Source organism: Gimesia alba (assembly GCF_007744675.1).
Classification (GTDB): domain Bacteria; phylum Planctomycetota; class Planctomycetia; order Planctomycetales; family Planctomycetaceae; genus Gimesia; species Gimesia alba.
This window is the reverse complement of sequence record NZ_CP036269.1, coordinates 536,702-560,008: the sequence shown is the minus strand read 5'-3', so window position 1 is coordinate 560,008 and position 23,307 is coordinate 536,702. Positions and strand designations below refer to the sequence as shown.

17 protein-coding genes are annotated in these 23,307 nt (G+C 49.0%); 8 read left to right on the top strand and 9 right to left on the bottom strand.

Annotated elements, in window-relative coordinates; translation table 11 throughout:
* Positions 1-591: 591 nt before the first annotated feature.
* The 4 genes from Pan241w_RS02105 (at position 592) to Pan241w_RS02090 (ending at position 5,256) form a co-directional block, all read left to right on the top strand.
* Entirely contained in the window at positions 592-1,080 is a 489-nt protein-coding gene (locus tag Pan241w_RS02105) for a chemotaxis protein CheX (protein ID WP_145210239.1), read from the top strand.
* Between the two features lie 74 nt (positions 1,081-1,154).
* Positions 1,155-1,520, top strand: a complete 366-nt coding sequence (locus Pan241w_RS02100) for a response regulator (RefSeq protein ID WP_145210236.1) — start codon at positions 1,155-1,157, stop codon at positions 1,518-1,520.
* A 142-nt stretch (positions 1,521-1,662) separates the two neighbouring features.
* Complete coding sequence (locus tag Pan241w_RS02095; protein ID WP_145210232.1) at positions 1,663-3,636, top strand: sensor domain-containing diguanylate cyclase; 1,974 nt, start codon at positions 1,663-1,665, stop codon at positions 3,634-3,636.
* 183 nt (positions 3,637-3,819) lie between these two features.
* Positions 3,820-5,256, top strand: coding sequence for a sodium:proton antiporter (locus tag Pan241w_RS02090; protein WP_145210229.1), 1,437 nt, complete (start codon positions 3,820-3,822; stop codon positions 5,254-5,256).
* A 95-nt stretch (positions 5,257-5,351) separates the two neighbouring features.
* Here the strand turns inward: Pan241w_RS02090 and Pan241w_RS02085 are convergent, their stop codons facing one another.
* From Pan241w_RS02085 to Pan241w_RS02065, 5 genes are all read right to left on the bottom strand, one after another.
* A complete protein-coding gene (locus Pan241w_RS02085; protein ID WP_145210226.1) occupies positions 5,352-6,752 on the bottom strand; it encodes an SGNH/GDSL hydrolase family protein in 1,401 nt (466 codons plus the stop codon).
* Between the two features lie 179 nt (positions 6,753-6,931).
* Positions 6,932-8,704, bottom strand: a complete 1,773-nt coding sequence (locus Pan241w_RS02080) for a hypothetical protein (protein ID WP_145210223.1) — start codon at positions 8,702-8,704, stop codon at positions 6,932-6,934.
* A 181-nt stretch (positions 8,705-8,885) separates the two neighbouring features.
* Positions 8,886-9,410, bottom strand: coding sequence for a DUF1572 family protein (locus Pan241w_RS02075; protein ID WP_145210220.1), 525 nt, complete (start codon positions 9,408-9,410; stop codon positions 8,886-8,888).
* Between the two features lie 26 nt (positions 9,411-9,436).
* Entirely contained in the window at positions 9,437-10,600 is a 1,164-nt protein-coding gene (locus Pan241w_RS02070; protein ID WP_145210218.1) for an ROK family transcriptional regulator, read from the bottom strand.
* Positions 10,601-11,443: 843 nt separating this feature from the next.
* Complete coding sequence (locus Pan241w_RS02065) at positions 11,444-12,340, bottom strand: mechanosensitive ion channel family protein (protein ID WP_145210215.1); 897 nt, start codon at positions 12,338-12,340, stop codon at positions 11,444-11,446.
* 308 nt (positions 12,341-12,648) lie between these two features.
* Between Pan241w_RS02065 and Pan241w_RS02060 the strand changes: the two genes are divergently transcribed.
* From Pan241w_RS02060 to Pan241w_RS02050, 3 genes are read left to right on the top strand one after another with little or no spacing between them, the layout of a single operon-like run.
* Positions 12,649-13,593, top strand: coding sequence for a peptidylprolyl isomerase (locus Pan241w_RS02060; RefSeq protein ID WP_145210212.1), 945 nt, complete (start codon positions 12,649-12,651; stop codon positions 13,591-13,593).
* A gap of 49 nt (positions 13,594-13,642) precedes the next feature.
* The gene (locus Pan241w_RS02055; protein ID WP_145210209.1) at positions 13,643-14,548 is read left to right on the top strand and encodes a succinylglutamate desuccinylase/aspartoacylase family protein; all 906 of its coding nucleotides are present in this window, start codon (positions 13,643-13,645) and stop codon (positions 14,546-14,548) included.
* A gap of 29 nt (positions 14,549-14,577) precedes the next feature.
* Positions 14,578-15,396, top strand: coding sequence for an SDR family NAD(P)-dependent oxidoreductase (locus tag Pan241w_RS02050; RefSeq protein WP_145210206.1), 819 nt, complete (start codon positions 14,578-14,580; stop codon positions 15,394-15,396).
* Positions 15,397-15,398: 2 nt separating this feature from the next.
* On the opposite strand, the gene Pan241w_RS02045 is transcribed toward Pan241w_RS02050, so the two are convergent.
* A complete protein-coding gene (locus Pan241w_RS02045; RefSeq protein ID WP_145210203.1) occupies positions 15,399-16,355 on the bottom strand; it encodes an N-acetylglucosamine kinase in 957 nt (318 codons plus the stop codon).
* A 47-nt stretch (positions 16,356-16,402) separates the two neighbouring features.
* A complete protein-coding gene (gene murQ / locus Pan241w_RS02040) occupies positions 16,403-17,326 on the bottom strand; it encodes an N-acetylmuramic acid 6-phosphate etherase (RefSeq protein ID WP_390621034.1) in 924 nt (307 codons plus the stop codon).
* A gap of 162 nt (positions 17,327-17,488) precedes the next feature.
* On the opposite strand from murQ, the gene Pan241w_RS02035 reads away from it, so the two are divergent.
* The gene (locus Pan241w_RS02035) at positions 17,489-18,961 is read left to right on the top strand and encodes a sodium:solute symporter (protein WP_232107329.1); all 1,473 of its coding nucleotides are present in this window, start codon (positions 17,489-17,491) and stop codon (positions 18,959-18,961) included.
* 25 nt (positions 18,962-18,986) lie between these two features.
* On the opposite strand, the gene Pan241w_RS02030 is transcribed toward Pan241w_RS02035, so the two are convergent.
* Together Pan241w_RS02030 and Pan241w_RS02025 are read right to left on the bottom strand one after the other, a co-directional pair.
* Positions 18,987-19,949 carry a ribonuclease H family protein gene (locus Pan241w_RS02030; RefSeq protein WP_145210194.1) on the bottom strand — a complete coding sequence of 321 codons (963 nt, stop codon included), beginning with the start codon at positions 19,947-19,949 and terminating at the stop codon, positions 18,987-18,989.
* A gap of 132 nt (positions 19,950-20,081) precedes the next feature.
* Positions 20,082-23,279, bottom strand: a complete 3,198-nt coding sequence (locus Pan241w_RS02025; protein WP_145210191.1) for a YCF48-related protein — start codon at positions 23,277-23,279, stop codon at positions 20,082-20,084.
* Positions 23,280-23,307: the final 28 nt, after the last annotated feature.

The window sequence follows — 23,307 nt, the reverse complement described above, 5'->3', positions numbered from 1 at the left end:
TCGTATACGAATTTCATTCATGGACTCAACTGCAAATCGAGAGAATTCTTTAGTAGAAGCCTTTACACACCAATACTTTCACGAATCTAAACGATCGATATGAGTGAAGCACCTCACTGCAGAAATCCGGATCTTTTTATCCTGTTTCATTTCCTCTTCACGTAACTTAAGACAGAAACTACAGGTTTCTCTTTGCTCCACATTCAAAAGGCCTCTTATCTGACTTATGTGTAGCAGTATCGATCTGTCTTAGTCTATTGCCTGGCTATTATTAGGAGGGATTTCACTGTATCTCTGCAGGACAAGGCCTCCAGTACAGTCGACAAAGTCGGAATACTCAGAAATGGTCTAGGGACCGTACAATTATTATTTCCAATATCGTGTTGATATTTTGGCACATGTAATTTTTCGTGATCTATGTTCTAAGTGAACAATTATTGAAACACACGATTTGTCAGGCAGTCATCAAAGAGTTGAGCAGAAACAACCGTTCAACATTGAAATTCGATAAGCCAGCAAGACGAACGAGAAATACCTCAGAAGAATCGATTTATAGATTTTGAATTATTCCCAGGAAACAGGAACTTGATAATGACGTCAACAACTACAGGTAAATCGGAGCTCACTGCAGAATTTGTGAATCCAATCATCAGCTCAACAATCTCTGTTTTTGAAATGATGCTGGGTTGCACGCCGAAACGTACTGGATTGAGTTTGAAAGCAGACCACCTTCCAGAACACGAGTTAAGTGCAGTGATTGGGATTTCTGGAAAGGCAGCTGGAACGCTCGTTCTCAGTTTATCAAAAAGTGTAGGCATTGGAATTTTAGATCGTCTCGTTGGGATTTCGTCCGATGAAATCAATGACGAAGTCTGTGATGCCGTTTGTGAATTAGCGAATATGATTGCTGGATCAGCTAAAGCTCAACTGGAGCACCTGGAAGCATCTATTAGTATTCCCAATATTATTACCGGAAAAGGGCACACTGTTCATTATCCTTCGAATGTTGTGCCAATTTGTATCGCGTTCGATTCGGAAATCGGAACCTTCACTATTGAAGCAGGATTTTCTGATCGCTAAAACGCCCCTGTTTGACTAATAGACTAATACTTGTTTTTGAACGAATTACTGACTTAAAGATAAAGGCCATTCCAATGAAAGTATTACTTGTTGATGACTCAGGAACAATGAGAACAATCCAGAAGCGATGTTTGTCGAAACTGGGTATCGAAGATGTGACTGAAGCAGAAGATGGAGTTCAGGCGTTAGAGATATTCCAGGCTTCCACATTTGATATTGTTCTGAGCGATTGGAACATGCCAAATATGGACGGTCTGCAACTCCTGAAAGAGATTCGTCAGCGGAACAAAGACATTCCCGTGATTATGATTACAACCGAAGCAGAACGTGCTCGTGTGGTCACGGCAATTCAAGCTGGTGTTTCTGATTATCTGGTAAAACCATTCACACCGGACAGTTTGAAAAGCAAACTGGAGCGTTGGGTCACTTCAAACGCATAAAGTTAAGTCAAATAATCTGTAATTGATTCCACCTTGGTTAACTTTGAATGCGCTTTGAAAAACGCGGCGTCACTCAGAGAAATTCGAGTCTTGAAAATGACTGTATTTTCATTGAATTGCATTACCGCAAAGGTCTTAGATAATGATTTCGCCTGAAAAAATTTGGTCTTCCGATCAACTACCAACCTTACCAGCTGTCGCAGTGCGGTTGTTGGATCTATCAAAAAATCCGGACACGGATATTAAGGAAGTAATTGAGACGATCAAAGCAGATCCTGCGATTACTGCTAAAATATTGAAAGCCAGTAATTCTTCATTTTTTGGTTTGAGATCTGAATGCAAAGGGATTGAACGGGCCGTTCCCCTGCTGGGAACTATGGTGGTCACTTCTTTGGCTTTGAGTTTTTCGCTCTCGGAATCGGCAATCACGGAAGGCCCGCTGAAATCACGATTTGATTCCTATTGGAAACAGTCCATCATTCAGTCTGCGGCAGCGGAACTGTTGGCTTCGAAACTGGGAAATGAATTAAAATATGATAGCTTTCTGATCGGGCTGCTCCAGGATATTGGCCATCTGGCTATGCTTCGATCAATTCCCAACGACCTGTTACCGGTCCTTGAGCAAGCGGAATCGCAACAACGAAACTGCTCTGAAGTGGAAACCGAGGTCCTGGGTATTAATCATACCGAAGTCGGCGTCAAAATGATGGAACGCTGGCAGATGTCAGAACAGTTCAAATCGGCAATCGCACATCACCATGATACATTTGAGCAACTGAAAGCGTTAGAATCAGATCCAAATTTTAAACTGATCATCATCATTGCAACTTCAGCATCCATTGGTGATTATTTCTGCTCTCCTAACAGCGGACTGGCCTTACATCGACTGCAGGAACTGACCGCCGAATTCTATAATATGCCACACGATGACCTGCATGGATTTCTTGAAAATGTCCAATCACGGTTTGAAGAAGCAGCTCAGGTTTTCCAAGTCAATATGGATGATATCGGATCACCTTATGAAATCATGGCTACGGCAAACGAACAACTGGTTCAATTAACGATGAAAGCCCAGGTCGATTCGACTCAAGCCTGTGCACGCCAAGCCGTCATCGAAGAACAAAAAGTCAAACTGGAATCCGAAAACAAACAACTGCAAAGCAAAGCAATCCACGACCCCCTGACAAAAGCTTATAACCGCAGTTATTTCAACGAAGCCTTTGAAAAAGAAATCTACAGTTGCGCCCGTGCTGCACATCCAATTGGGATTATCTTCTCGGATATTGACCGCTTTAAACAACTTAATGACACCTACGGGCATCAGTTTGGAGACCTGGTTTTACAGCGTGTTGCCCACGTTGCCAATGAATCCACCCGCCGTTCTGACGTATTCTGTCGCTATGGCGGTGAAGAATTTGTGATTATGGTCAACAATCCTTCCGAAAATGGAATCAAGGAAATGGCAGAAAGGCTGCGGGCTCTGATTGAGAACGAAGTTATTGAGTTCGAAGGAAAACGGGTCCCGGTGACAGCCAGTCTGGGTGCGGTCGTCGGCATTCCCCCTCGAAATATCACGGGCTTCGCCGAGCGTCTGGTTGCCGAAGCAGATGAGGCAATGTACGAATCAAAAGAAAAAGGAAGAAATCAGGTCCATGTCCGTTCCATTATCAGCCAGGAAGATCAGGAACTGCATCGACTCATTAAGCGCAGCAGATTCAGTCGCTGGTTGGTGACCAAAAAAGTCTTTGATATTCCCACCATCTCGAAAGCACTGTTAAAGTGCCCTAAACAGGGTGAACAAGTCAAAATAGGCGAACTTGCCATCGCTGAAAAACTATTGACGGCGGAACAAGTTGTCAAAATTCTCGATCAGCAGAAAGAAACAGAAAGTCGATTCGGCGAGGTAGCAATCCGTCAGGATCTCCTGACACTCGAGCAAATTGCCTATCTACTGGCATTGCAGATTGAACCTCCTATCGCCCTGGGGAAAACTTTAATTACCCTGGAGCTGTTGGATAGTACGAATACAGCAGAACTGGTGAAACAGTACCTGTCTGAGATCAAAGACAATGCAGCACCAAAAGAAGAACATCGAACTGAGTATGCAAATTCATAAATTCAATCTGAAATCACACTGATCTGGACGTTGTACGTGATCTCAGATCATGCCATAATCCACGATTTTATACCGCCAATGAAGACAAGAGGCTCGTGCTTGTTTTCGCCACACAAACCGAAAATGGATTTTCGAATATTTACCCATTTACATTAATCCCCCTAATTACGGAGGGCGATTGAGATGAACTTAATCGCTGGTGCACATACGCAACTGGAAGCAACAACTCTTGCATCAACAGCGGAAGTACCACACGACGACCACCACGCCCACGCAGAACCACCTGCTTTTTATAGCGTGATTCCTTTCGCCGCACTTTTGTTGTGTATTGCGTTTCTCCCTTTAATTCATAAAACCGAAGAATGGTGGGAACACAATAAAAACCGCTTTCTCGTTGCCGTCAGTCTGGGGCTGGTGACTTTGCTTTACTACACCTTTCTGTATGGACACGGTGTGGTAGACCACGGGACTCATGAAATGTCAGCTCCCGGATTTCCGGCGGCGATTGTTGTCCTCAAGAATGCCTTACTGGTTGAATACATTCCATTTATCGCACTGCTTTTCAGCTTATATGTCATCAGTGGAGGGATTGCCTTTAATGGGAATCTGGTAGGACGCCCTGCTTTGAACACAGGGATCATCGCCATCGGGGCCGCCATCGCCAGTTTCATCGGGACAACCGGGGCTGCGATGTTGTTAATTCGTCCGCTCTTAAAAGCAAACCAAAAACGAGACTATGTAGCCCACACCGTCATTTTCTTTATTTTCGTCGTTTGTAATACGGGCGGCTGCCTGCTTCCCATTGGTGACCCACCTTTATTTCTTGGATTCCTCCGGGGAGTTCCATTTACCTGGACGCTTTCACTCTGGCCGATGTGGCTGGCAATGAACCTCTCGTTACTGGCTGTTTACTTCGTGTTCGATACAATTCGCTATAAAAAAGAAGATAAAGAGAAAGTCGAAGCACCACCCGAAGTCTCAGAACCATTTTCACTCAAAGGCAGCATTAACTTTCTCTGGTTACTGTTAGTCATCTTCTGTGTTGCAGTCCTCGATCCTTCAAAACCGGTTCCAGGTACTGAGTGGCATGCTCCGCACTTCTTTCGCGAAGTCTGCATGTTTGCACTCGCTGGAATCTCTTTGTTAACCACTTCCAAAATGATTCGGAAACAGAATTCCTTCAACTATGAAGCGATTCTTGAAGTGGCGGCTTTATTTGTCGGGATCTTTATCTGCATGCAGGCACCCGTCCAAATTTTGAATGTGAACGGAGCCTCGCTGGGAATTAATTCTCCCTGGAAGTTTTACTGGGCAACAGGTGTGCTCTCCAGCTTCCTGGATAATGCGCCGACCTATGTTGTCTTTTTCGAAACAGCAAAGGCAGCCGGTACAAACGGAGCTGCCGTCGCGGGTGTCAACGAAGTTTCACTGATTGCAATCAGCTTAGGAGCCGTCTTCATGGGAGCCATGACTTACATCGGGAACGGCCCGAACTTCATGGTCAAAGCCATTGCAGAAAAGAATAACATCCGCATGCCCAGCTTTTTTGGATTCATGGCCTATAGCTGTGCAGTCCTGCTCCCACTCTCGATTGCTTTGACCTTTGTCTTCCTGGTCTGATTTCCCAGCCCTACATGGAAAATAAAAACAGGCAGCCCGGGTGACTCCACCTCAGGCTGCCTGCTTCTTTAACAGGGTCTGTTGATCCCGGAGTCTTATTTCTTCTTCCGGGCAACGACTTTCTTCAAAACGTACTTACGGGCCACCGGCTGATTGATCTTAAAGATTTTGTCTTCCAATGCCAGATCAGCCGCTTCGCTTTCCTGAATCGTCTTTTCCTGGTTTTCCAGTTGTTTTTCTAACCGGTCCAGTCGAGCCACCTGCGTTTTATCCTTCTGATCTCCTTGCGCATCCAGCTCGCGTTTGATCCGTGCAAACTGCTGAAAAGCGCGCCAGCTGTTCCGTTTATTCTTGACGGGACCATCGTTGCGTTCTTTGTTCAACAACGCCACTTTCATTGCCTGTTGGTACTGAGGCGTTTTTGCGTTGCTCTGCAATTCAATATGTCGTGCCAGGGCCGTATTGGCATATTGTCCCACCACGTTACCGTCAATCGACAATACATAACGACCGGCTGGCAGCCCATGAATCGACAATGATTCCTGGCTCATCCGATGCCCCAGCTTTGTCAACTCAGCTCCCAGTTGCGCTTCTTGCGGCACCACCCAGGGCAGGCTATCTGCCAGCCACGTAAATGAAACGCCATCATCGGTATATTGCAGATCAGAAAGCGTTCCCCCTTTGGCAGTCGCAGTGGGTTTTCCTTTGGCGGTCTGACTGATGTTAATCCGTGAAACCTGCCGTTGAACGTTCATATCAGATAACAATGCATACGCCATCACAACCTGCCCTGGTGGATCAGGGTGTATGGCATCTTTAATGATTGTGAACGAAGGATCTTTCTGACGGGCTGTGAGAGTGATATTATTTAACGGACTATACATGTCGACAAAGCCAAATCCCGACTCTGCTGCCACTTCGCGCAACCATGTTCCATAGTATGCGAGTACCGAGTTATACAATTCGACTGCTGCGGGATCCCGTTTCCGTTTACCCATGCGCGCGGCGCGTGCATCAAACATGGTTGGCGTCATCAGAATCGGTTGTGCACCGATTCCTTTGATTTTAGCGATCAATTCCTGCATATCTTTGTAATATGTCTGGAAAATGGTTTCATTGAATGGTTGATACTGCCCGTCGTTCATCCCCAGTAAAACGGTCACATACTTAGGTTTATAAGCGGCGACATCTCGATCGAAGCGGGCCAGAGCATCCCAGGCCTTGGCACCACCCACACCGGAGTTATGAAACTTCAATCGCATCTTGGGATAGCGTGTATAAAAAAAGTCTTCCACATACTGCGTGTAAAGACATTGGTGTGTGATACTGTCGCCGAGAAAGACGATCGAATCTCCGGACTTGAGTTCGAGTTTTGCCAGCGGTGCTTTATGAGTTTGTTGCTGTGCTTCCTGGGCCTGTAAACCTTGAGCCGTCTGCAGCAGTAATAACAGCGCAAACACAGAGATCAGTCGCTTCCTGATCAAAGAATAATGCATGATGTCTCTCCTCGTTCAAAATTGAAAATAGAATGATCCAGTTCCCTCAGGAACGGTTTATTTGAGTGAAAGTGAGACCTCCTACTGTCCTCTGAGCGATACCAATTTGCAAGCGCAACCTCTCCTGGGAGTCTCAATTTAGCCCAATTTCGAATCGGGAGCCAATCGTGCATCACGGTCTACAGACCGGGTGGATGAAATAACGGGCTGGGATCGGCTTGCGGTAACTGCAAGCGATCTGCAGTCTGTACATCAAGGAACACAGCAGCAGCCGGATCTGCAAAAACCAGCCGCCACCCGGGGTTTGCTCCCATTCCACGGATTTCATTGCGGGAATACCGGCTGTCCAGGATAATCACCGGCAATTGTCCCTGTTCATCCTGCAGAACATAGGCCCAGTTTGCATCCCCTGCCGCCATTTGCCGTTGAATTTGTTCGTAGTACTGGAATGTTTCTTTCGAATTCACTTCCAGGCGGCCATCAAAAAACACTTTTCGCTCCGGACCATTATGAAAGATGTACACAGCCGCTTGTCCCATGTTGGAAATAAAAGCACGGTGTGGCATTCCGGGCTTTCCGGTAAATTTTGCAGCGGCATGGGCATACCAGGCTTTCTGTTCTCCTAAACCCAAAACCTTGCCTTCCCCTCCCCAGCGCGCCCAGTGGCCCGTTAAGACACTGACTGTCAAAAACAGAAAGACCAGTGTGGAACTCCCCTTACCTGCGATTGACTTCTCTAACCAATGGGAGTTCACTGTGGAAGTTTCAGGAATCGTACCTGTTGCAGTTCGCAAAGGCATCGTTAAGCGCAGCCAGTCAGAGACATTGTCGCACAGGATGATACCCGCTATCAGCGAAAAGATTCCGGTATTCCGTGATGCCTTCCATGCCAGATGAGTAAAGGCAACAAAGAGCAGAATACGAAAGGGATTGACGCGTTTCCTGGTCAACAAGGGAAAGAAGCTGCACAGCGTCAGCAAAGCCAGCAGCACCTGTGAGAACAGATACAGATTTCGTAAACCGTACTGCCTGATGAAATTGATCGGGGGCTGAAATTCACCAACACGAACCGAATAAAAAGCCTGATCAACTGAAAATTTTTCATAGAGCGTTAGCGGAAACAATACTCCCTGCTCCAGATAAGGATTCAAAAAACAGGCCAGCCCTGTCAGCATACCAACTCGAATGAAAGTCATTCCGGAGATTGCCGTGGATGGCAGTTCCATCCCAAAGCGTCCCTGTGCCCAGACACGAATCAGATGATCCATTACAAACAGTACACTGACCACCAGCCCCAGCACAAACAACGCATGGCTATTCACCCAGAGCAACGTAACGAGCGGAATCAACCAGATCAGTTTGGGGTGTATCGAGATACGGCTGATCACATACATCCAACATGCAAGATACATCAGTGACAACATTTCCGGTCGAACCAGAGATCGGCCTGAGATACAAATCACGGGCAAAACCCATAACAACGCTTTCAGCCATGCAGGGACCGCTCTACCTGCAGCAAACCAGGCGAAGCCAATCGTCACAGACAGACAGAAGGCTTTGGTCAGAATCAGTAAATCAACGCCTCCCCAGCGATACAGCCAGGTAACCAGAATCTGGAACCCCCAATGCAGATCAATCCAAGGGCGATCAGAATCAACAAACGTAAACCAGTCGAAATAAGGAACTGTGCCACGCTCCAGAATCAACTCTCCCGTTCGCAGATGCCACCAGATATCCATGTTCCTTAACGGAAAGCAGGAAATCAGAAATGACCAGATCAGCAAAAACGATAAAAAAAAGAGTTCAACAGGCCAACGCCCCGTGTTTTGTAACTCCGCCGAGAGTGAGTCGGTCTCCAGCGACTCACGGGTAGCCTGTTTGGTCTCCTGCTTCTGTCGAAGCGAACTTTTTTTTCGGGACTGATTTTGAGACCGCCTTGCTTTGCGGGACATAGCACAAACGCTTTCTGTCTGACTTGATCAAGGAACGAACCTGTTGCTGGATTCTATTGTAGCCTGTTCTTCCCCGCCAAAAAAATGAACAAGGGTCGTTCCTGGCAAATCTTCCTTAGTCTGATCGCACAAACACCTGTCGTGCCCGTGTTCTGCACAACATAACGACTTGTCGCATTGTTTAGATCGGAACGCGCTGCTGTTCGGATTCGGGCGACCAGTCAAACTGGTACTGGTCCCCTTTTTGCAGTCGGGTCAGATAAATAATTTGATGTGTGTGCCCGACAAAATGTGGCACGGTATGGGAAAGGGCCCCCAGAACGGAAACAGAGAACCCCTGGATCTCACGCGTTTCCAGCAGCGTATTTGCAGACAGGGACTGCATTACTTGAGATGCTTGTTCAACTGTGCGGTTCAGCATGGCTTCTAGATCGTCTCGGGCAAGCCGCTGGTCCGAACAAAATTCCTGCTCGCGCTGCCGCTCATCCTGAAGTCTGTTGATTCCGCAGACAGCCCATTGATTTAAGTTGCCACACAGATGCAGTATGAGGTTCCCAATACTGTTCAGCCCAGGCTCTGGACGCCACCAGATTTGATCCAAGTCAAGCTGCTTCAGACAATGACTGATTTTGTGGAGCGACTGCTCCAGCAAATGGACCGACTCTTGAATAAATTCCTGAGTAATCTCATCGGCGGAAGGAGCCATGAATGTGCTTTCCTGTCTCGACCAGACTAAGTCAGGCGTGGCCCCAAACCATTCGCCAGATGGTTAATAATCCCGGCAACCGCACCCAGATATTTATTCCCTTTGGAACGCTCGATCTCACAGGAACTGGAAGACGGTTTTAACGCCCGGCTCTTGGCCTTCTCCGTCATCTTATCAAACACATCATCACGCAGGTCAAACAGACGTGAGGAAATAAAGATGTTGGAGGGGTTAAAGATATTGATTGCCGCTGCGACGCCGATTGCCAGGAATTCAATCGTGCGATCCAATTCCGGTGTAATATCGAGTTCGCCCTTCTGTACCAATTCTTTGATTGTGTCAAATTCCAGCTCTTTCCCCACACGTTGAGAAACATAGTGCGTTAAGGCCAGATCGGTGGCGACGGTCTCCAGGCACCCCTGGTTTCCACATCCGCAAACGCGGCCCCCCTCAGGTTCAACCGTGATATGTGCAATCTCACCTGCAAGACCGTGCTGACCATCCAGTAACTGACCACCGGTAAAGACTCCCATACCAAATCCGGAAGTAACATCCAGGTTGATAAAGTCATCCATTGCCTGTCCGGCACCATAGGTCTTTTCAGACAAACTCAATGAGGTCGATTTCTGAACCAGAATACATTCCAGATTGGTTTTATTGGCAATATCGGCGGCGGGAGTCTGACCATCCACAATGTGCAAGTTCGAGGCCAGGAAGATCCGCCCATCATTACTGTTGACCAGACCGGGAACCGTAATTCCTACGCCCAACGCTGGTATTTCCTCTTTCTCAACCAGATCCAGAATTTTTCTGGAGATCGTTTCGATCAATTCGGAATATGATTTGGGGGTCTTAAATCGATCCAACTTGTCTTCATGTAAATGGCCATCCAAACCTGAAGCAACCACCGAGCAGTAATCCCAATCCAGAATCACACCAATGACCTGAGCACTGAAACGGGGAAGCTGCAGCAGTTTTCCAGGACGGCCCACTGAAAATTCGGCCGTCTCCCGTTCCTCCAGCAGCCCAGCATCAAGTAACGCACTGACTGCTTTTGAAACAGTCGGCGCACTGATTCCAGAACAGCGCATTACATCTGCACGTGTTAAAGTTCCCTGGCTCTGGATCACTTCCAAAACCTTACGAACGTTCATTTTTCGTAATAAACTCGGTCGGTGTGGGGATTGCATAGTCACTCTACGTATTAAGAAAGAAATGAATTTAACAACGACAGATTGCTAAATTGATTAACAAATCAGTTGAACTGCATCACAAAAGCGAGAACAGGCCCTTACTAGACTGGCATACTTGGAACGCCTGAGTTGCAGGAAAGTAAAACATCCTGTAGCTGTAATTTCATATGATACGGAATCTTCATATAATTACAAATGCCCCGCAAATCATTAGTATTCATTTTTTCATGTTGCGGTATTTGGGCTCGAAGTTTCAGATATGAAACTGAGCGGAAGAAATTGCCCGATTTTAGTAAACAAACAGACCCGATTGACCAAATAGAAGTCAACTCGGGCCTGCTTGAGTTGGCAACTACCACACTTGATCAACCGGGTATGTAAGTAGCACGGTCTAACCGTTAAGGGACAATCAGTATTTAGAGTGAGAGCATAACTAAGTGTTTTCACTGACATGCTCTAATCAAGTATAGAACACACTTGGGGAACATGCGTGGAGGCATCACTCTTAAAATAGGCAGTTTATGCCCAACCAGAAAAACTTAGCATTAGTCCACTTATATCTTGCCCCGTTCATAGAAAGACTATTACTAGTAAAACGCAAATAAAATCTCAGAGTAACCAAAACTCTGAAAAACAAGTCTTCTTATTACGAAAATGATCCAACTTGAGTGGGAGAAGATTCAGGTTTTCGCTGTTAAAACTAAAATGGAATCGATTCTGGCAGATGATTCCTTGAAACCGGTTACTCCGTCGGCTACCTGGAAGCCTATTTTTCCACAAAAAAACGCCTCAAGACGGAAATCCTGAGGCGTTGAACGCTTGATAACTTAAAAATCAGGGCTATTCTTTCCCGGCAGCTGCTTCGTTATAGACATGCAAATCACGTGTCGGATAGGGAATATTAAATCCACGTTCATCAAAGCCCAGTTTGATTTTCTCTGTCAGATCCCAACGGGTCGCCCAGTAGTCGGCATTTTTCACCCAGGGCCGAACGACAAAGTTCACACTGCTGTCCCCCAGTTCATTCACTGCGATGATCGATTCCGGATCTGACAGCACACGCTCATCAGCCTGAACAGTTTGTTCTAAAAATGATTTCACTGCTTTCAGATCATCGTCGTAGCCACAGCCAATGACCAGATCGATGCGCCGTGTTTCTTTTTTAGAGTAGTTCCTGATCGTCCCGCCTGTGATTTTGGAATTGGGTAGAATAATCGCAATATTGTCACCCGTTCTTAAATGAGTGGAAAAAATCTGAATTTCTTCCACGATCCCGGCAGTGTCTCCCGCTTCAATATAATCGCCGACCTTGAACGGCTTGAACAGGATCAGCATCACGCCCGATGCAAAACTGCCCAACGTTCCCTGGAACGCCATGCCGACCGCAAAACCTGCTGCAGCCAAAACCGCAGCCAGCGACGTCGTATTAATCCCCAGCTCGGACAACGCCGCCAGGATCACGATCACCATCAAGACCGAATAAATAATATTCGCGAGGAACCGGGCCAAAGTCACATCCACTTTTGCCTGATTCATCAACCGGTTACAAAAGCGACTCAAAATATTGGCAACCCATTTCCCCACCAGAAAGATCGCAAGCGCCACAACAATATTGATTCCCAGTTGCGTTCCCTGTGTGGCCAGATACTCTTTGACAGTAAGCCAAAGATGATTTGCCGTTGTGATGGGATCTTTGGGAGTGATGGTCTCTTTCTGAGCAAATAGTAATGACCACATAGTCTGGTCCCTTTCTGAAATGAAAAATGATGAGAAAACGAAATGGCAAAACGACGAGCGTCGAACTGAAAACCGGGATCACCATTCCTGTGTGCTGTCTCTGGCTGGCACGATTCTATGAGGTTTCCCGCTCCAGTCCAACTTCGAATTTCATTATTTTCCGATGCAGATTCAGGCTGACACCTTTTGAGGGAAATGCCATAATGACTCCACAAAACAGTCCTGATCAACTACAATCTGTGGAATGCCAGTCGTGACTCGTATTCTCTGAGTTCTGATCGAAGTCTTATTTGCAGGAAGCAACCAATATGTTTATCCCTTTCCGCATCAGCTTGATTGTCAGCTTCTTCGCTGTAGGGATCACACTCTCCTCCCTGTCTGCTGCCGATCCGGAGAAAAAGAACACTGATTCTTCAAAAGCACTCGTCACTGTCAACGGCCAGCCTGTGACCCAGGCCGATCTGGATTTTGCTTACCTTTCGCGCGGTATCGCCAATGCCCACCAGGCTGCCAGACAGCAAATTCTGGAAGGTCTGGTCAATCAGCGGTTAATCGAAGCCTTTCTGGCGCAGCAAAAAATCACCGTCCCGCCGCAACAACTGGACGAGAGCGTTTCACGGGTCGAAAAATTAATCCGCAAAAAAGGGGATGAGCCTGAGCAGGTCCTTGCCAAAATGGGATTCACCCCGAAAAAGCTGCGAGCGGCGATCGCTCTTCCCCTGTCGTGGAACATTTATGCTAAACGAGAAATCACACCGGCCCAGATGCAAGCCTATTTCGACGCACACCGGGAAGAACTGGACGGGACACGCGTGGAAGCCAGTCATATCCTTTTGAAGTTGCCACCAAATGCAGATCAGGAAGCAGTGCAACAGGCCAAACAGAAACTAGCTGATCTTCGCAAACAGATCCTGGCCGGAACAGTTTCTTTCACTGACGCAGCTGCCCAGCATTCGGAAGCTCCCAGCAAAAATGAAGGAGGCAAACTGGTCACATCGGCTTATCGCGGTAAAATGCCCGTTGTTCTAACAGAACAGATTTTCCCATTAAAAGCAGGCGAAATCAGTGAGCCCTTTCAAACTCCCTTCGGCGTTCATATCGTCACACTCAATAAGAAACATCCCGGCCAATTCAGCCTGGAAGATGTACGAGGAGAAATTTTTAAAATTCTCTCCCGCTCTCTGTGGGAAACTACCATTCAGAAATTGCGCAGTACCGCCAAAATTGACTGGAAAACAGACTCACCAAATTAGAAACGCGCTTCCAGACTCAACTCACCTTCAATAGTTGAGAGAATCATGTATGCCCCCTAAAAAACTGATTGAGACAATCACTGTCGAAGGTACACAACCGGGGCAACACCTGCTCATCTTCGGAGGTGTTCATGGAGATGAATACGAGCCGATGGCCGCCATTCGACTCCTCAAAACACAAATCAATCCTGACCAGCTTTTCGGTAAAGTCACGCTGGTCCCGGTCGTCAACCAGCCCGCGTATGAACGGCTCAATCGGTGTGGTCCGGATGAACTTGATCTGGCAAGAACCTTCCCTGGTTCACCCGCAGGTTCAATCAGCCAGCAAATTGCCGCCGAAGCGACTCGACTCATTCAATCTGCCGACTATCTGATTGATCTGCACACCGGGGGTGTGATATCAAAGCTGGCTCCCTTCTCCGGATACACGCTGCACTCTGACCCCATAGTCCTGGAAACACAGCGGCGGATGGCGCGAGCCTTTAACCTGCCCGTCGTGTGGGGAACGTCGGCGCACCTGAAAGGTCGCTCTCTGTCAGCGGCCCGCGATCATCGTGTGCCTGCAATCTATGCCGAATGGAGTGGCGGCAGTGGCTGTGACCCGGAAGCCGTTTCCGGTTATGCAGCAGGGTGTCTGTCGGTGATGTCTGAACTAAAACTACTCGATCGTGACGTTGAACTAAAACCCATTTTGCATCACATCGAAGATGACCGCCAGGAGAGTGGTCATCTGCAACTCCAGAATCATGCTCCCGTGTCGGGATTCTTCGAGCCCGCTGTCCGGTTGATGGATCAGGTTCACGTCGGTGATCAACTGGGGACAATCAGCTCTGTGACGGGCGATGAAATTCTTCCTGTCACGGCCACGCAAACAGGTGTTGTGCTGGGACTGAGAACACTGCCTTATGTCAAACAGGATGAATGGCTGGCTGTGATTCTGGAAACCAAACGATAAACCACAATCGAGAGCCAGAGGATCTAGAGATGAATGAACGACCCGTTGCCATGATCACCGGCGCAGCAGGAGGCATCGGAGGTGAAACCGCTGTCTGCTTCGCCGAACGAGGCTATGATTGCGTTCTGCTGGCACTCCCTTCAGATGATTTAGAACCGGTCACCAACCGTATTGAGCAAGCCGGCGGTCAATTCCTGTGTTGCCTCGGGGATCTCACAGATCTCGACTATGCAAAGTCCGCCGTTGAACAGTGCATGGCAACCTGGAGACGCATTGACGTACTTGTCAACAATGCCGCCTGGCGTGAAATCATCACGATGCGAAAGATTGAACTCGCCAGTTGGGAAAAAACCTTACGCGTCTGCCTGACTGCCCCTGCCTTCATATCACGCTGGTGCGCCGAACAGATGGAGCCCCAAGGCAAGGGTGTCATCATCAACGTCTCAAGCATCCAATCCCAAATGGCTGCCGGCATCAGCCCGGCTTATGTCGCCGCTAAAGGAGCACTGGATTCACTCACTTACGAACTGGCAACGCTCTATGGTCCTGCAGGCATCCGTGTGCTCAGCGTCAATCCCGGCGCCATTGATACCGCTATGGGCAAAGACATCGCCGTTGACCAGCAACAGACAACGGCTGACAAAATCCGTCAGGCTTCCGAAGAGATGATCCCCCTGCGCCGCTGGGCTCATCCCCGGGAAATCGCCCGCAGTATTGTGATGCTCGCCAGCGACGATGCCAGCTATCTTACGGGCACTTCGATCACCGTCGATGGTGGCTGGAAGCAACAATGCTCCCCCTATCCGATCAAGCATCTGCAACTTCCTGATGAATTCCCCGCAGAGTAACTTTATTCTGCTGCATTGAGACGTCTGATTGCAATTCGAATTGCCCCCAGACTGGAATCATCCACACACTCCACAGACGAAGGTTCTCTCTGTTGAGAGTGTAGCCGTTCCAAAAGTGAAACCCTGAACTCGCGCTGCTGCAGCAACAACCCGCCAGTCAATGCCAGCGCATAATTTTCATTGGTAAAATGCAACCGGGAAACAACCGCCTGGACCAACTCCGCAAGTTCTGTCACCGCCTGCTGTAGTATCTCAATCGCTACAGGATCTTCGTTTTCTGCCGCCTCAAACACCAGCTTTGATAATGCGGCAATATCGCTACGTTTGCTTTCAGGATGATAGACATAACGAATTAATGCTTGCGGATCATCCAGGTTTAATGCGCGAAAAACCATTGACTGCAAACTGGTTTCCGGACCGCGACCATCGACGGCTTTTGTAATTGCTTTCAGCGCCGCCAGTCCGATCTGATATCCGCCTCCTTCATCTCCCAGCAAATATCCCCAACCTCCCGCGCGCGCAATTTTACCAGTTTGATTCGTTCCGTATGCCAGTGAGCCAGTGCCTGCAATCAATGCCACACCGACCCCCTCGGGTGTTCCCGCAGCCAACACGGTCTCAGCATCGGTCACAACATCAATTTGTTCTGCGACTTGATTCTCCTGCGCCCAATTCACCCACATCTGCTGTTCTTCTGCCCGACCGGCTCCTGACATTCCCATACACAAGGCAGCCACCCTTCGGGGCTGTGTACCAGCAGACTGGAATGCAAGCTCAATCGCCCGTAGTACTGCTGTCGCCGCTGGCGTGATGCCAATGACATTCAAATTCGAGGCGCCTGCTGTTCCCCGACCCACGACATGAAAATCGCCCCCCTCAGAATGAACCGCAAGAGACGCCAGAGTCTTGGAGCCACCTCCGTCAATTCCCAAAACGAGTTCGTTCGAGTGCAATGACATACTTCTGTTACTTCCCGGGAGAGCACAGAGACGCGTTAAGCAAAAACTTAAACGCCCTCTGTTCCTTCTAAAACCTGTCTAAGATGACCGTGCGCCTGTTTGAGCAGTTCTTGTGCAGTTTCCGGTGAAACGTTTCGCTTCACATGCACAATCGCCGTTTTCAGTTCTCCATGGCATGCTTCCAGAACAGACTCGGCTGCTTCCCGCGACAGATTGGTAAATGCAATCAGAATTCGAATCGATCGATCAATCAGTTTCTGATTCGTTGCACGTAAATCAACCATCAAATTTCCATACGTTTTCCCGATGTGAACCATCGCCCCTGTCGTCAGCATGTTCAATACCATTTTGGTTGCGGTTCCCGCTTTTAAACGGGTCGAACCTGTGACCACTTCCGGGCCTACAACCGGACAGATCGTCAAATGGGCGACCTCTGCCAGTTGGTTTTCCTGATTGCACGTTAATGCAATCGTTTGCGCCCCCTGCTCACGTGCATACTTCAAACCGGCAATCACGTAAGGCGTTCGCCCACTGGTGGCAATTCCTACCAACACATCATTTTTGTTGAAGTCCAACTCTTCCAGATCGGCAACGGCAAATTCCGGTCGATCCTCGGCCCCTTCAATGGCATTCGTAAGTGCCTGTTTGCCGCCGGCGATCAATCCCACCACAAGCTCGGGAGGACTGTTAAACGTTGGTGGGCACTCGCTGGCATCCAGAACACCGAGCCGTCCCGAAGTACCTGCCCCCATATAAATCAGACGCCCGCCTTTTAAAAAAGCATCTGTAATCAGATCAATGGCGGCGGCAATGGTCTCTGCTTCCGCTGCGACGGCAGCAGCGATCTTCGCGTCTTCTGCATTCATTAACTGTACGATTTCCAGACTGCTCATCGAGTCAATCTGATCCGAAGCCGAGTTACGCTGTTCTGTTGTTAAACGATCTAACATGTTGATTAGCCTGTCAAAAATACGATCTGCCAGTTACTATGATAACCGGGTTTTTGATTCCCGAAAGGATGCAACCCACCAATCTGGTCTTGATTTGTTAAAAGCCTTTGATTGATCCTGTCCTGCATATCGTTCATCGCATTCTAGCCAGACACACATTGAATTGAATCAGGTATCGCCTCTGTGAACATTGCCATTGGAACTGTCGACCTACTGATTCTCGGCCTGTATCTGATTGGCGTCGTGATCTTTGGTTCCTGGGTTGGCGGAAAGCAGAAAAATCTGTCCGACTACTTGCTCGGCGGAAAAACGCTTCCCTGGTGGGCTATCCTGGGATCGATTGTCGCAACGGAAACCAGCACGGTCACATTTCTCAGCGTACCGGGCATCGCCTATGAACCGGGAGGCAATCTGCAGTTTTTACAACTGGCACTCGGCTTTATTGCCGGACGTTTCCTGGTCATTCTGTTTTTGCTCCCGCTTTATTTTCGCGGAGAAATCTATTCCGCTTATGAAGTGTTCAAAAAGCGATTCGGCGGGACGACAGAACGTACGGCTTCACTGGCGTTTATTGTGATGCGGACTCTGGCCGATGGACTGCGACTGTATCTGACAGCACTGGTGCTGGAAAAGGTAGTCGGCATCCCGTTGACTGCCTGTGTTATTACGATTGGTATCGGCACCATTATTTACACCTGTCTCGGTGGAATGAAGTCAGTCGTCTGGAACGACTGCCTGCAATTCGTCATCTATATTGCGGGCGCCGTTTTTGCGTTCGCCATCATCATCCAGGCACTGCCTGATGGCTGGAACGAATACCAACAATTCGCGGTCACACATCATAAGTGGACGATGTTCAATTTTGACTGGGACCTGTCTGACAAATATACCTTCTGGGCCGGTTTGATTGGGGGACTGTTCCTTTCCATGGCCACACATGGTGCTGACCAGCTAATGATTCAACGCTATCTGGGTGCGCGAAGCCAGAAGGATGCCGCCAAAGCCCTGGGTATCAGCGGGTTTGTTGTTTTTGCACAATTTGCACTGTTTCTTTTATTGGGAATCGCGCTCGCCGCCTTCTACGATGTCTTTCCGCCCAAAACCGCATTCCAGAAAACAGATGAAGTCTTTGCGACCTTTATCATCGACAATCTTCCGGTAGGCATTAAGGGGCTGACTCTGGCTGCCGTCTTTGCCGCCGCCATGTCAACACTCTCCAGTTCACTCAGTTCCACCACGAGTGCTCTGGTCAATGACTTTTATTTGCCGCTGAGCTCAACGACAAAAAAACCGGCAGAGCTGGTTACAATCGGTCGTGTCTTCACAGCTTTGTTTGGAGTGGCTCAAATTATCGTCGGCATCGCCAGCCAATCGATCTCAGAGAGCGTGGTCGGGAGTGTATTCTCCATCGCCGCCATCTCAACGGGCCTCATTCTGGGAATCTTCTTTCTAGCAACCTTCAGTAGACAAGCTTCACAGGTTCCCGCACTCGTCGGATTTCTCATCGGCTTAATCATCGTGCTCTACGTGGCGTTCGGGATGAAAGAAGAAGTCGCCTGGCCCTGGTATACACTAATCGGAGCCAGCACCGTCTTTATCGTCGGAATAATCGGCAGTATATTTCTGCCTCAAGTAAATCAATCTACCGACGAATGAATTCTGACTTAGACCGTACGCACCACTACTGACAGCGCCAAAGGATCTGATCGGAAATCGCCAATTGTTCTTGTGCCGCAGCGATGTCACTTTTAAAGCGACGAGCATCAACCGGATACCCCTTGGTCGGCTTCAAGTCAGGAACGTGCTTCGACCAGTACTGATTGAACAGCTCCATCATCACTTCGCGCGTATACTTGCAGACCATCGAAGAGACCGCTACCGGGAAATGGGCTTCTGCTTTTGTCTGAAACCGAATTTCCGTGTTTCCCACTTTATAGACACTCTTCGCCGTTGATTCTTCCACTCGAAAAATCATCTCCCCATCAAGAATTTCATCCAGAAATTCATCGTAGCGATTCCGGCCGCCATGTTTATCACCAATAATGAGAGTTGGCTCTGTCGAATCCCGGTCCCAGACACGGGTCAGTAGCTGCATACACAGCCGCGTCAGCATGACTCCTTTACTGCCATATTCCCGGCACAGACGATTGAAGCGTGCAGGCAACACAATTTCGGAACAAAATGCGTGCAATTGAATTCCCGCAGCATCAAGGACCTGTTGTAAATCCTGTTTCGACAATTCAACAGACTCGGCTGTTACTGCTGTGGGAATCGTGAACTCACCGTTTTCATTCCAGGGCTGCTGCTGAATTTCCACCAGATGTTCGGGAGAAGCTACCAGTAAACGCCAGAGCGTCTCTAACGAGGTCAGTTCCTCTGCCCCATTAAATAGTTGCAGAAACGGGAATGTCGATCGCTCCAACGGACTCAGACCAGCCGTGGAAGAATGCACCTGTTTTGAATCGGCCACGTGCAACTGACTTGATTTTTTCCCTGGCTTCTTTTGAGAAACGACCGATTCCAATGCTTGCCAGAAATCAAACTCACGCGGATCTCCCGGTACTTCCCATAAACTCGCGGTAATCACCAGCGGTCCCAGATTGGGTCCGTAACCCGCTTCATCCATGCCGATCAAATAACCCATAAACTGCCCGCGAATGCTTAAGAAAGATCAATGAAACAAGATTGATACTACGCGGACATGATAAGAGAATCCGATCGTTAGCGAAACGATTGTTGGCAGAGAAAAAACAAGAGTCGCCGGATTATCAGGCTGTCATTCAAAACGCATCAGACCAAATGTATCGGGGCGCGGCTCTGTCGTGAGTGGATGATTCCAGCCTTGTAAACCGATGGCCGGCAGAATGCGGACCACAGAAAAGCCCCATGTTGTACGTTTTAGTTGTGTGGCAGGGGCCAGTTCCTTCAGAGGAATCGCAATCTCGGTTCTCCAGTACTGTTTGTCCTTTTCACGGGCCACGTACCAGCGCGGGTTCCAACTCTGATCAATCCAGCAACGATCGCTGGTCCAGCCTCTATGATCCACTTCCATCTGATAATAGGTGGTATAATCACGGTCGATGTCAAACGCAAACGAAAGTCGATCCTGCAATTGCAGATCGGCATCATAATCGCGGCCCGTATCAGGAGCCGCCGGGTAATTCAGCCCCGTGCTAACCGGGATGCTGGCAGCAAGATACAAATATTCTTTATCGTATGACATCAGCACAAACGGCCGACTGAGATTGTCACGCCCTGCTTCGCCCTGCTTTTGCAGATCAGAGACTGACTTTTCGGAAAGACGCAGTTCATCTGCTTCCTGCCAGCATTCATCCGACAACAACCCATCCAGCACAGGCCGTGTTTTGGTAAAGCGACAAAGATAAACGGGCCGAGGCGGCGTACTGGCCGGATGCAGCAACCAGTTTTCGGCTTTGGCAATATTTTTCCACGATTCATTGGCTCCGGGCTTATGAAAGTTGTGAAAAATATCATCGGCTTTACCGTGCGATCCAATCAAACGATAGAGCGAGGCGAGAGGAATCTGAACTTCCGGCGTTTCGTAAAACGCGGGCGCATATTTCTGGAACCATTTTACGGCCGCCAGTGCCTGTTTTTTCCAGTTCTCAGCGGTCTGAGTCCGCCAGTTGTCTTGAGCCCCCGTATTGAGCTGTCCCACTTGTCTTACGGTACTCAACAACGGGGAAGGAAGTTTCTCAGAAAACTGAAACGCATTTTGTACCTGACTCGATGCCTGCGGATCAGAATTCGTTGACCGCGAGCGTTCCACGGGAACCTGTCGATTTCGTTGCCAGGCGATCTCTTCACTGGACCAAAGTTGAAACAGCCATAACATACCCCGTACGGCTTCGGGCTCCTGCGGAAACTGTTCCACCAACTCCTGATACGTGGCCTCTGCTTTCACTAAATCCTGATTCGCAATGTATTGCTGTGCCAACTGCTCCAGTTGTAACGCTGCCTGACGACGCGAGAGTCCTTGTGTGATTGTTTTCAAATGAGACATCAGCTGCGCGGAAAATAAAGGATCACTAATCAGTTTAGAGGCCATTGCTTTCAGATTCCGTTGACGTTCCGCCAGTTTTCGATTGCGTTCCTCATCGGCATCATTAATCGAAAGTAACTCACGTCGGGCAGCAGAACCGGGGGCCAACCCGATCCCGGCAAACAGCGTTCCACCCGAAACAGTGGGTTGACTGTCGCCATCGTGGGACTGATCCACGTCGACCAGACGATAGACGCTGCGTTCTGCATCAGAGGTCAGAGTTTTACCAAGAATCTGTTTCCCCGTGGAAGCAACTGTCGCTGCCGTCGTGCCGAGACGAGCCAGATATTCGTCGGCGTCCACAGAAACCTGACCGGAACTACCGGGCGGCAATCGCAGGTACACTTTCTTGACCTTCCAAGGTGTCAGACCTGCGTGCTCACGGTGTTCAATATACCGCGTCGAATCCGCAGCGTAACGCACCGCCTGCAACATGGCATCTTTGACCAGGGTCGAAGCAGCATCTTTGCCTTGCGGTTGATCGATAATTAAAACCTCGGGCCGCCATGTCCGTAACTGCGCAACGAATCGACTCAACGTGACGGACGCCAGCCGACCTTCGGTATGCCGATTCCACTCTTCAATGAGACGGTCTGCATTCTGTTCGAGTCCTGGAATCTGAACCGGAAACCGCCAATCCTGCTGTCCCATCGATCCGCCGACACTGATCACCGATTCGTTCAACCGCAAATCCAGGTCCTGTTGTGGCTGACTGTCCGGTCCCAGATCACGACGAATGGGTAACGCGACCAGACTGCGGTAACCCTGGTCGCCCGCATATTTACTCAGCATATCAAACGAAATTTGAGAGGGTCGGGCATGCACACACATCAAAGCCACACGGCGGGGAGCCCTATGGTTTGACTGCCAGGTACGTCCGCCGTCCGTTGTGGATAGTATTGTGCCCAAGGCTCCGACAGCACAACCGGTCCGATCATCGACAAAATGAATCGCTGCCAGCGGTGCACTCTGACTGGTCCATTGCTGACGCCAGGTTTTTCCCCGGTCTGATGAGTGCCAGATAACGGAACCCGGATCGCCGGCAACCCAAACCAGATCGCCGCGAACTTCGACGGCTCGAAAATCTGAAAAATCTTTGAGTGAATCAGGCAGAGCCGTCTCCGGCATCTCCCAGACAACGCCCTTGTTGACTGATTTTCGGAGTAAGGCGCCATCGCCGACCATCCAACCGGTGGCCGTCATCGGAAGTTTGACTTCTTGTATTCCTCTTAATCCTTGAGGCGGAAACCGTGGGGGCAAAACTGCACCGCCGCCCACTAGAGTCAGTCGGCCTTGAGATCCCGCAATCACTCCCGTATCCACATCAAAAAACGCCGCGGAACGGTAGCCCATGGATTCGTAGCCGGTCACATCCTGCCATGTCTTACCGCCATCGGTGGTTTTAAATACGCCGGTCGCGTGCTGTACCGAAGCATCTCCGACAACCACACCTTCCTTCATTCCGAAAAAACGGACATAATGCAAACGAGGCAAACGTTTTTGGATCAGTTCTTCCCATGTCTTTCCCCCATCCTTTGTGAAGAGTAAGACTCCCTGATTCAGATGCCCGTATGCTGCTGTACCGCCGCCGGCAATCCAGCCAATTTGATCGGTCAGAAAACAGATATGCCGCAAGGGGCACTGCACGGGGCTCGAAACAAACTGCCATGTCTGTCCGCCATCCTCAGTTTTTCGAATCACCCCACGGTCACCAACGGCCCAACCAGTCTTAGATCCCAGAAACTGCACCGCGTGCAGGTTGGCATCATCCAGTAAAGGCGAACCTGCAGACGCAGATCCTGTGTCAGCAAACAAAGACTGAGAAACAGTCAGCAGACCGAGAAACAGCAGGCACCTGAACAATGCTGACGGCCTCTGGATTTTGTGGTTCTCTTGGTTAAAAAACAGCATCGGACATCCTTGTTCGAATCGATTCCAC